This window comes from Paenibacillus sp. FSL H7-0331, assembly GCF_001956045.1.
Genome location: NZ_MRTH01000047.1, coordinates 46955 through 57682 on the forward strand (window position 1 = coordinate 46955; position 10728 = coordinate 57682).

Sequence of the window (10728 nt, forward strand, 5' to 3'; positions counted from 1 at the left end):
CTTAATTGCCCGTCACGCTATCAATCGTGCCAAATATATCCTTCAGCTTCTGAATATCAGCCTCTGGCAGTGGAGGTCGGTTCGCCGATGCAATATTATCCGCTAGATGCTGTACATTACCCGTTCCCATCAACACGGAATGAATGCCCGGCTCATATCTGCAAAAGCGGTAAGCCGCATCCATGATGCTTTCAGCACCATGCTGATGCACGAGGAAATCCAGGCTGTTGACTGGGTTGACCTTATCAGGATCCAGCTTTCCTTCGGCAAGCAGGCTCGCAATAATCTCAGCTAATGCCTCGGGATGTGACAAGGCTCTCCGTACCGCGAACATGTCGAGAACTCCAATATTTTTGGCGATTGTAGCTTCAAAAATTTGAGCCCGTGCGCTCTGGTTTAACATATTAAATCCGACCATCATCACATCCCAGCAATCATCCTGAATAGCTTGATGCAGCATCTGATGAGCAGGGTCTGATCCAAAAGCTTCGGTGATACCATGAAAACGAATTTTACCTTTTTCCTGCATTTTGATCATTTCCGGTACCAAGTGCTCTACCGCATATGCGTAATCAGCAGCAGCCACACCATGCAGATGATAAATATCGATATAATCCGTTTTCAAATTGGACAAGCTTTGATCAACACTTTTTTCAAAATCGTCTGGCTTCTTTAATACCTTATTATGTTGAAGCGAATACTTGGTGGATATGTATACCGACTCTCTTGGGATATGCTGCAGACCTGCCCCAACCACATTTTCTGTGCCATAGGCTTCGGCTGTGTCGATCAGATTAATGCCCAGCTCGATCGCTTTTGCGACAATCGTCGCGGCTTCCTGCTCACTTTTAATCGTTTGCATACCTAACCTGCTGCTTCCGCCAGCCCCCAGGCTCATGACGCTTACCTGTAAACCGGTCCTACCCAAAGTTACATAATCCACGGACAATCACTCCTCAATTATGGGATTAAAGATTCTGCATACGTCTACATTATCGTATTATGAATGGCTTGTGATGTCTACTAGAATAGCTTCAGAGGCGGCAGCCAAATCTTCACCTTTAAGAAATATTTGCAAGCCGCGGCGACCTGCACTGATACTGACAGGATTTACGCTCGTAGCGGCTGGCGCTAAATAAAAAGGATACTTTTTCTTCGTACCCAGAGGTGAGACTCCTCCACGAATGTAACCGGTTAAAGCTTGAATTTCTTTTACGGCAACCATCTCGACCTTCTTATTCCCACTTGCCTGGGCTAAGCTTTTTAAGTTAAGCTCGGCATTGCCAGGAATACAGGCCATCATAATCCCCGTTTTATCACCGCGCAATACAAGCGTTTTATAAATTTGATCCGCCGGCAAGCCGACCTTATCGGCTACAGTGTAAGCATCCAGCTGATCTTCGTCCCAATCGTACTCATGTAACGTGTATGAAATATGGAGAGCGTCCAATATTCGACAAGCATTGGTTTTTGCAGACATAGAGATTTTATTCCAACCCTTCATTTAAACAATTCAATCGTTTTGAGATATTTATGGTTATGAAGAAGGCGAACGCAGAGCACGGTTGCACCGAATCCCGACGTTCGCCTAATTATATTACAGATACAAGAGATGCTTTAATCCTAAGCACGGTTATAGAACGCTTCAAGCTGTGCAACAATTTCTTCCTTGCTGTTATTCACAATAGTTTGATACTGAGGTAGGGAAAGCAACTGCTCGATCTCAGCCGGGAATTGCTGCTTAATATCAATCAGACGGATGGCTTCGTCGAATTTCGCAGGATGTGCGGTTGCAAAGGATACACATACCTCATTGTCGTTACCAAACGTCTCATATGCCGCTATACCGCAAGCCGTATGCGGGTCTAGCAAGTAATCGTGCTCGGCTTTGTATTTTCCGATAATCTCCAAACACTCGGCATTCTTCACACCATGGGCAGAGAACTCAGCTTGTACCCGTTTCAGGTCTTCGGCATCAATCACAATTTGCCCTTCTTGCTGGAACTTCTTCATATACTCGGATACCTTCTGCGAATCCTCACCCAAGAAATAATACAAGTAACGTTCAAAATTGCTGGCAATCTGAATGTCCATGGACGGACTGTGCGTGCTAAGGAAATCACCGCTTTTGTATACACCGGTTTTGATAAAACGCTCCAAAATATTGTTCTCATTGGTGGCAATAATGAGTTTGTTGATCGGAAGCCCCATTTTCTTGGCCAAATAACCGGAGAACACGTTGCCAAAGTTACCTGACGGAATGCTGAAATTGATTTTCTCCAGCTTTTGCTGCTTGGCTACCTGCAGATAGGCATAGAAGTAATAAACGGTTTGCGCCAAAATCCGCACGAAGTTGATTGAATTGATAGCCCGCAAATGATGCTTGCCTTTAAAATCCAGATCACCAAACAGCTCCTTGATGACCCCTTGGCAATCGTCAAAGTTGCCCTTAACTGCTAAATTCAACACATTCGCATCGTTTACGGTTGTCATTTGAAGCTCCTGCACTTTACTCACCTTGAGATGCGGATGCAGCACACAAATACGAATGCCTTCTTTGCCGCGCACTCCCTGGATGGCTGCAGCGCCCGTATCTCCCGAAGTCGCGCCGAGAATATGAATAATCTCGCCTTGCTTCTTGGAAATATACGAGTAGAGCTCACCCATAAATTGCAGAGCAACGTCTTTGAACGCGAAGGTCGGTCCGTGGAACAGCTCCAGGATATGGAGTTTATCGGTAATCGTTTGTACAGGCGTCACTTCCGGATTACGGAAGCTGGAGTAGCTTTTAGCTACCATATCCTTTAAATCCTCGTAAGGGATTTCATCATTCGTATAGTAAGAGAAAATTTTCAAAAACAGCTCCTGGTAGCTTAAAGCTTCCCATTCCTTCAAGGTCGCCGCTGAAACCACAGGGATCTCCTCAGGGATCATCAGACCGCCATCGTCAGCAAGTCCCATTAGAACTGTTTCTATAAAACCTCTTGCTTCCACATTGCCTCTGGTGCTGATATACTTCATCTTTCGTTCCTCCAATAATTTCATTCCATTAGGATAGGGATATAGTTGTCATTAACTCTATTTTACCTTTATTCGGAGCGATAACCAAGTGATGCGTCGAAATTAATTTAATGTTCCTCAAAATCAATAATATCCTTGAAATCTGGTAGGTTGGAGAAATACAGAGTCATCAAAGCCACTTGAGCTGGTCGGTAACATCACTTCTTAATTTTCCTAATGAGGTATCAATGATTTCCACTGTTTTAGGAACATTAAATATCGAATTAAATATATCCTCGCTTGTTAAGGAACTTAATCCTGCGCCATGCAGTACGGAAGCAATTTGCTTTATGGTAACGTCAGGATACATTTTTCTTTTGTAAATCAGATCCGCTATGACATCATTATGCATTTTATAAATATCCTCAATTGCAAATTTTTTCAATGATTTATCTGTTTTTACATGTTGCATATGATTTCTATTAATGATCACGTTCACTTTTCCTTTATCACCATCAAAAGCATCCATATCAACAGGTGTATAGTCAAATTTATACTGAGCATGCGCTCCATCCAGATAAGGATGCAAAAAATCATCGATGTTCAAATATTCATCTCTCTTAAACGTGCTGTTACATACCTTGCAGCTGGGTATTAAATTATAAAAGGACAACGCAAATAAAGGATACTTGGATCGGGGGAAATAATGGTCCAACTCGGGTCTGGTCAAAGCTTTTCCGGCTGAGCCTGTATATATGGTGAACGTGTACATCCGATTGCAATAAGGACATACATTAATATTTAATTGATTGCATAAATCATAAGCACTCCATTTATTTGAGGAGGTCGGCGTTTTTATGCCTGTATCTCTAAACTGGTCATAATTAAAGATCCGGCACAATATCTCATAAAGCAGACCCTTCCTGATATGATCCGGCGCAAACACTTCCTTGCCATTGGTAGTTTTCAGATGTGTATAGGTCTTAGTTATGTACCTGTAAATATCGATAAGCCGGTCTGGCTTCGAATTAAGAAGCTTCTCACAATAAATTTCTGAAGAAGGCTCCAACATATCCAAAAGCATGCTCTGATACCGAGAGCAGTTTTGGACAAACTCAGTTTTGATCAGCTTGTTACTAAACACTTCCGGGATCGTGCTGACAGCAGGATGCGCACCGGAACTACTTTTCTTTAACGGTCTGTAAAAACGGTTCGAAATCACTTGTATGTGGGCAAATAACGTATTGTTATGCTTATAGATATGTAATCCTTCCTTATAACGAGCCGCTAGAGACGGGTCCGCTATGATCTGACAGCAGTTGAGGAAAAATCGGATCGTATCTATGACGTAACCTCTGATATTCACCAAATGAACGGCTTCCAGATTTTTGTATTTAGACTCAGGTATTTGGATCATGGTCTTCTTTCCTTTTCTTCAAAATACGTTCGCGTTCTCTTTCTAATCTTGCAATTTCATGCTCGACACGTTTGAGTGGATCATCATCATTATATTTGGCATCATACATTTCCTGCAGCTTTGTCCTAATGACGGGCTCACCGATAATACTGATGATATAAGCCATATCGCTTCTCTGCTCGCGGCTGGCCTCTGAATCATTATTCAGGAATTCAATGACCGCATTCATTTTATTTCTGGCGAATTCTCCAATCAATCCCTTTGACATAAAAAAAGTATCGGACAGCAGCAGATGAATATTTGCACCAAACGTATCGAACTTGTCGCTCTCTGCTCGAACATGGCTGCGTCCATCCCGATTTTCCAATAAAATAATGTTTTCCTTGGGCAAGTCAGAAATTACGAACGGAGAATTGGAGGTCATTATAATCTGAATGTTTTTTACATCATCACAATTTTTGAAAATTTCACCAAAAAAATTTACGATGTTATTGAGATATTCCCTTTGCCAGTTAGGATGGAGGTATACTTCGCCTTCATCGATAAGGATCAGCAGATTTTCTCTGAGCCTGTAGTGATCAGTATGAAAGCCCCCATCAGTAAAACCGAATCGCCTGTACGACGGCTCGTTCGTAGATCGGTCGATCAACCAGTAAAACCTCGAATAGGTTACAAGCATCGCTCTTTCGCCTGAGGATATGCCTGACAAGTCGAAGGTTAACAGTCTAAATGAAAAATCAGATTCCTCACTATACGTCAATAGTTGCATGATAAGTTCACGCTCTGCAAATGGAATCACGATATCCGGTTGATTATTCGCTACTATAAAGTCTTCAAACTGCGGCATAAGCCTGATTAGTTCCAGTCTGCCTTGAAAGCATTTATCGAAGTACTCATCGTTTTTATGTCTTAAAGGATGCCCTGCACGCTGATCCACATGAATCGTTTTTCGCAGCTTTTTGATCCTTTCTTTGAGCATTAGCATGAATGTATCTAGGGTCCAATTCGAGTTCAAATACTTGGTCAAGATCTGCGTGATGTTAACCTTCTTCGGCTTGCTGCTGTTGACATTTTGCTCGAGGGCAGATTCATACATTTCAATGTATTCAAAGACAGATACCATGATTATGGAATGAATAATTTCATCGATGCTCGTAATCAGGTTCAAACTTTTTTTGATTTTATCACTAATTTTTGAGATATTAATTTCGTTAGCATAATGTTTTCTTTGCAATCTATTCATAATTTCCGATAAACTTTTAAGATGAACAAGAAAAAAATCCGGTGCTTTCGGGATTATTTTATCGGCATTAGGCGACAGGAGAAAACGAACCTGTCTTAAGATTTCCTGAATTTGGTTGTTGTTGTCATAAGAGTCCTGCTCCAAAACGGTGTTGGTAGATATATCAAGAAATATATCAAAGAAATCGTAGCTAAAGTCATTAAGAATATGGTTCGTATCCAGCACATTTGAAAAATAAATAATTTTCGTTTTTTTGAGTTCGGGAATTAAATATCGAACAGCATCAGAATTATAATTGTAGTTCTCGTAATCATCATAATCATCACTTTCATCGCTGTCCCCATATACCCTTTCCAATTGCATATCTCTTGTTTCAATAAGGAGATCACCGTCTATATCCAATATATCAATTTCCCCTATATTATATAAATAAAAATGTCCCTGGTCCTTTACGATAACGATAAATTTATGCTCTGCTGCAGGATATGAATAGCGTAAACCTCTTCCATAAAACTCTTGCTTGATATAGCTTAGGTTTTCTTTAAGAAACTGCAGTAGGGTAGTTTTACCGCTGCCATTCTCTCCTACAATTGCCGTGATGTTTGTTATTTTAGAAGATTCATTATGATTCAAATTAAAAAAACCTTTAGGGTAGCTCTCTCTCAGATAGGAATGCACAATACCATCCTTAAAGTTGAATCTGTATCTACCGCTAAAATTAAACTCCTGATTAACTATGACCCGATTGGAATCTTCTTCTATCCATAAATACAATAATTCCATCTTCATAACCTCGTCCCAGCGTCATATGCTTTCAATCCGTTCCATGTTCAAATGAACCAAAAAACACCTGCTTTGGCAACAGGTGCTATTCGATCCAAATCTTAATTACTAATGTTACCCGTTATTTGACAACCTCTGTTTTAAATACGTTATCCAGCTTGCCTTCGAGTCTTTTCTTTAAAGGAATTTTGATATCTCTGCCCAGTTCCTTGAAGAAGGTGTCCACGTCACAGTTAACATTTTCCAGTGTCACTTTTAAAGAGCCGTCCGCAACAATGCTCTGATTTCCTTCGACGGGTACGACAGCATCAACCGCATATTTCTTGGTTAACGTATTGATATACCGCGCAAAAATTTCAAGCAATTCATCGTTGGTAAAATTTTCGATGGCTACTTTTCCTTTAATAGTGAAATTCAACTTGATCAGCACTCTCGGTGTTCCCCTTTTCTTGATAACCATTTTTTTACTTCTAATCGATAAATTCAAATAGCAGATACAATTCATTCGAGTGATACAATTTGGCACTTTTCTCTTCATAATGAGAAGTACAGCCTTCCAGCATGAACGACCATGCACGCTTGCCCTGATTTTCAATAATGTTCAGGCTATCGTAAGAGGCCATTTCAAAACTGATCCCATTACAGGCATGTTCGCTGACTTCCTCACCATGACCGTATCGGGTGATTCTTAGTATCTTCGAGCTGTCCTTATTCGTATCGCAAAATAAAAATAAATGAGCCAAGATCCGAGACATTTGACCAAACCCCTATTCTTCCTGTAAAAAGCCAGCTGTTCAACGAGCTGCCCTCCGTACCACTCTAAACTATATATACATCATACCAATTTTCACCCGATTAGTATATCTGTGAGTCGATTTATGTAGAAAAAAGAATTTGTGTTTCACTTTTGAGGAATCTGTGTAATAATTAGAACGTTGACTCTTATAATTTCATATTTGAATAATAATCGCTGAGTTTTCTGTATAGAAAACCGGGGGAACCAAGTAATTGGGGTGAATCGATATGCATGAGTGCATGTCGTAGGGCTAATTCTCACAGTCCGAATCCGTCAGCTAACCTCGGAAGCGAAAGTGGGAAGGATAGATGTGTTCATTAACACAAGGTCTAGCCTTGTGTTTTTTCTGTTTTTCAAAATACTCGATAGGAGGATTTTACCATGGTCCATAAGGAAAAACTATTTCGTATGCTGGAAGGTTTGAACGAAAACGATCAGCGCGCCGCTTACGAATTCATCCACTCCTTGGTCGAACGCCAAGAACAATGTACAGAGGAAAATTCAAGCATTGAGCTATTTGGAAAAAATTATTTTGTAGTCCCCGACTGAATCCAACTTCGATCAGCCTATGCGTTATTTTCAGACATAGTGCCTTCTGATATGCATTCCGTCAATATCCAGCATATGGCTGATTACTATTCAATCATTCCCATCATTATCTTACCCTCTATCACAGTTTTTCAAAATATTTTTTCACAAGATTTCTTGCACCCAGTACTAAATCCCCGCAACCTACACTCATATGGAGAGCCATCATACACATCGATTATTCTGATTGCACCTTGAATTTGAATATTAAACCGAGCCGACTTCTCTGCAAGCATCCACGATTTGATTTCACTCCTTACAATACAAATCGATCTGCAGCAGCTTAGACTAAATCCTGCATAACTATGGGCTCATGGGGTCACAGGTTCAAATTCTGCTGTTTCGATCATAATATATAGAGTATAGCCAAGTGATAACCGTACTTGATTACGTGAGCGGTGGTTGGATTCCGCCTTTCCTGCCAAAATAATAAGAAGAGAGGAAGAATACCGAGCCTTGGGTACAGGTGAATTTCATGAACAATCAAGATGATGTGCTAACCCATGCGTTAACGTTTCGCAATACTTCGGAGCAAGGCTTAAGCCTTAAGCAAGTCCATGAGCGAATTATCGGTTTTATTCAGCTTGATCCTAAAGCAGCTTATAAATTTATTATAGGCACCGATTGCCAGGTCCATCAAGGCTATACACAATTTATTACGGGTGTTGTAATCCAGCGTCCTGGCAATGGAGCATGGGCCTGCTACCGGCAGGTTATCATCCCACGGGCCATTGCTTCGATCAAAGAAAAACTTTCGACCGAAACCGCATTAAGCGAGGAAATTGCTTTGTATTTTAGTGATGAAAAACGTCGGCAAATGGAGGATATCGTTCTCCCTTTTGTATATAAAGGAGCTTCTTTCGAATCGTATATTCATATTGACGCAGGCTCGGATCACGTTAAAAATAAAACGTCTTTATATGTAGCGGAAATGGTATTACGTGTTCAATCGTTAGGTATGGTGCCGATTATTAAACCGGATTCATATGTAGCATCAGCTTACGCCAACCGCTATTCGAAGAAAAAACATCAAATTATTATTTGACCCCTAGAATTGTTATCGTGGTACTTGCGAAGGGATCATTCTCTGTACCAGGTTTGCCGGTACAATTCCGGCATTTCCTTGGGTGAGATTTTCAGATATGCAGGCTTCCAAGACCGACCACGGTTTTCTCAATTTTTAACTATACTTAATTTTTATAGCATTAAGAACCGAACCAATCCTAATATTGCAAAGCAGAGCAGAACAGTACCAGCGCTTATACCTGTTATAGCACTATTAGCGATGTTAAACTTTTTAGATAAGAATAATGAAATGAATGCAACTCCAATGAGGAGTACCGCTAATATATACAAGCTTGGATCTTTAAAAACACTTTTTAACCAAAAAAAATGAACACCTACAACAAATGCAATCCATGGGGCCGTATAGTCATTACGTTTAAATTTAATTAATAGAAAAGCACCTATCGCTGCTAAAAAGAATTCAATAAATACGAAATACATATAATTATGAAACACACCTGGTTCCGATAAAGCAGTGTGATCATGCCAATGTTTAATACTTAAGTAGATACCAACTAAAACTAAAAATACCGAAAATAGCCGAATACATCACATAATCTCTAACATATTCCACATCATTCACCTCCCTCTTTCCCCTAATCTATAGCTTCTTTGAAAATCGATACCCATTGATATCATATCCCTTGCTCTTGTAAAATTCATGTGCGGCAGCTCGCTCAGGTTTGATACCGCTTGTCAAAGTCATAGCATTCGCCCCACGTGCTTGTGCCCATTCCTCAGCATGAAGTATAAGCGCACCTCCAATACCCATCCCTCTATAATCAGCCCTTGTTACCAGTGAAACAACTTGAACAACACTATCATCATATTCATAATTGTTATTCAATCTAAGGCCGATCATACCAACAATTAAATTATCCATTTCGGCAATAAAAGTACCGTTCATTGGGTTTAATTCGATGGCTTTCATGCGTTTGCGCATAGATTCTGCGGATGTTGGATAGCCAAGTTCACCCATTAATTGTGCCAATGCGTGGTTATCTGATTGTCTAGATTCTCTTATAAGAACCATACCTATCACTTCCTCATCACATTTTAGTTTGCGTCAACTATTTTCATTACTATAACAAAAAAGCTTCTTTGATCCTAATCTGAATGATGTATTCAGGTAAGAATCAAAGAAGCTTTTAAGTTTGTCTTGCAAAAGGTTTAACCAACAACCCTTGATAATTCTCGTATGCCGAAGACCAGACTTGAACTGGTACGGTAGTCACCTACCGCAGGATTTTAAGTCCTGTGCGTCTGCCGATTCCGCCACTCCGGCGAGTGTAATAAAAATGGAGGCGCCACCCAGACTCGAACTGGGGGTAGAGCTTTTGCAGAGCTCTGCCTTACCACTTGGCTATGGCGCCAATAATGCATTATGGAGCGGAAGACGGGAATCGAACCCGCGACCCTCGCCTTGGCAAGGCGATGCTCTACCGCTGAGCCACTTCCGCATGATTAATAATACTGGGGATCTAGGATTCGAACCTAGGGATGACGGAGTCAAAGTCCGTTGCCTTACCGCTTGGCTAATCCCCATTACTAAAAAAATAATGGGGCGATCGATGGGACTTGAACCCACGAATGCTGGAGCCACAGACCAGTGCGTTAACCCCTTCGCCACGACCGCCACAGTTGTAAGATTGGCAGGGGCAGCAGGAATTGAACCCACACCAAAGGTTTTGGAGACCTTTGTTCTACCTTTAAACTATGCCCCTATAAAAATGGTGGAGGATGATGGATTCGAACCACCGAACTCAGAGAGAGCAGATTTACAGTCTGCCGTGTTTAGCCACTTCACTAATCCTCCATATTCAATTGTCAGTACAG

At 40.9% G+C, this 10728-nt stretch carries 11 protein-coding genes, 7 tRNA genes and 1 riboswitch; of the genes, 2 read left to right on the top strand and 16 right to left on the bottom strand.

From position 1 onward, the window contains the following. Position 1 precedes the first annotated feature (1 nt). From BK127_RS36580 to BK127_RS36610, 7 genes are all read right to left on the bottom strand, one after another. The gene (locus tag BK127_RS36580) at positions 2 to 943 is read right to left on the bottom strand and encodes an aldo/keto reductase (protein ID WP_076237630.1); all 942 of its coding nucleotides are present in this window, start codon (positions 941 to 943) and stop codon (positions 2 to 4) included. A gap of 57 nt (positions 944 to 1000) precedes the next feature. Beyond that, entirely contained in the window at positions 1001 to 1480 is a 480-nt protein-coding gene (gene ybaK / locus BK127_RS36585; RefSeq protein ID WP_076237631.1) for a Cys-tRNA(Pro) deacylase, read from the bottom strand. A 143-nt stretch (positions 1481 to 1623) separates the two neighbouring features. After that, positions 1624 to 3021, bottom strand: a complete 1398-nt coding sequence (thrC, locus tag BK127_RS36590; protein WP_076237632.1) for a threonine synthase — start codon at positions 3019 to 3021, stop codon at positions 1624 to 1626. Positions 3022 to 3190: 169 nt separating this feature from the next. Beyond that, positions 3191 to 4417, bottom strand: a complete 1227-nt coding sequence (locus BK127_RS36595; RefSeq protein WP_076237633.1) for a hypothetical protein — start codon at positions 4415 to 4417, stop codon at positions 3191 to 3193. Beyond that, positions 4401 to 6449, bottom strand: a complete 2049-nt coding sequence (locus BK127_RS36600; RefSeq protein ID WP_179097728.1) for an AAA family ATPase — start codon at positions 6447 to 6449, stop codon at positions 4401 to 4403. Before BK127_RS36600 ends, BK127_RS36595 begins: the two co-directional genes overlap by 17 nt. Before the next feature lie 115 nt (positions 6450 to 6564). Beyond that, positions 6565 to 6873, bottom strand: coding sequence for a hypothetical protein (locus tag BK127_RS36605; RefSeq protein WP_076237643.1), 309 nt, complete (start codon positions 6871 to 6873; stop codon positions 6565 to 6567). 40 nt (positions 6874 to 6913) lie between these two features. Continuing rightward, complete coding sequence (locus tag BK127_RS36610) at positions 6914 to 7198, bottom strand: hypothetical protein (RefSeq protein WP_076237635.1); 285 nt, start codon at positions 7196 to 7198, stop codon at positions 6914 to 6916. A 203-nt stretch (positions 7199 to 7401) separates the two neighbouring features. Next, a riboswitch (cyclic di-AMP (ydaO/yuaA leader) is annotated at positions 7402 to 7546 on the top strand. Between the two features lie 74 nt (positions 7547 to 7620). On the opposite strand from BK127_RS36610, the gene BK127_RS44165 reads away from it, so the two are divergent. Beyond that, positions 7621 to 7788, top strand: a complete 168-nt coding sequence (locus BK127_RS44165; RefSeq protein ID WP_179097729.1) for a hypothetical protein — start codon at positions 7621 to 7623, stop codon at positions 7786 to 7788. Positions 7789 to 8302: 514 nt separating this feature from the next. Further along, the gene (locus tag BK127_RS36615) at positions 8303 to 8872 is read left to right on the top strand and encodes a ribonuclease H-like YkuK family protein (protein ID WP_076237636.1); all 570 of its coding nucleotides are present in this window, start codon (positions 8303 to 8305) and stop codon (positions 8870 to 8872) included. A gap of 152 nt (positions 8873 to 9024) precedes the next feature. Here BK127_RS36615 and BK127_RS36620 read toward each other — a convergent pair whose 3' ends face one another. From BK127_RS36620 to BK127_RS36660, 9 genes are all read right to left on the bottom strand, one after another. Then, positions 9025 to 9333 (bottom strand): hypothetical protein, encoded by a 309-nt coding sequence (locus BK127_RS36620; protein ID WP_256711601.1) that lies wholly within the window; start codon positions 9331 to 9333, stop codon positions 9025 to 9027. A 160-nt stretch (positions 9334 to 9493) separates the two neighbouring features. Further along, positions 9494 to 9925, bottom strand: coding sequence for a GNAT family N-acetyltransferase (locus BK127_RS36625; protein WP_076237637.1), 432 nt, complete (start codon positions 9923 to 9925; stop codon positions 9494 to 9496). A 166-nt stretch (positions 9926 to 10091) separates the two neighbouring features. Then, positions 10092 to 10177, bottom strand: a tRNA-Leu gene (locus BK127_RS36630). Between the two features lie 14 nt (positions 10178 to 10191). Beyond that, positions 10192 to 10265, bottom strand: a tRNA-Cys gene (locus tag BK127_RS36635). Between the two features lie 12 nt (positions 10266 to 10277). Next, positions 10278 to 10352, bottom strand: a tRNA-Gly gene (locus tag BK127_RS36640). A 13-nt stretch (positions 10353 to 10365) separates the two neighbouring features. After that, positions 10366 to 10437 (bottom strand) — tRNA-Gln (locus BK127_RS36645). A gap of 15 nt (positions 10438 to 10452) precedes the next feature. Next, a tRNA-His gene (locus tag BK127_RS36650) sits at positions 10453 to 10528 on the bottom strand. Positions 10529 to 10542: 14 nt separating this feature from the next. Beyond that, positions 10543 to 10616, bottom strand: a tRNA-Trp gene (locus BK127_RS36655). A gap of 7 nt (positions 10617 to 10623) precedes the next feature. Further along, positions 10624 to 10708: transfer RNA gene (locus tag BK127_RS36660), tRNA-Tyr, on the bottom strand. Between the last annotated feature and the right edge of the window lie 20 nt (positions 10709 to 10728).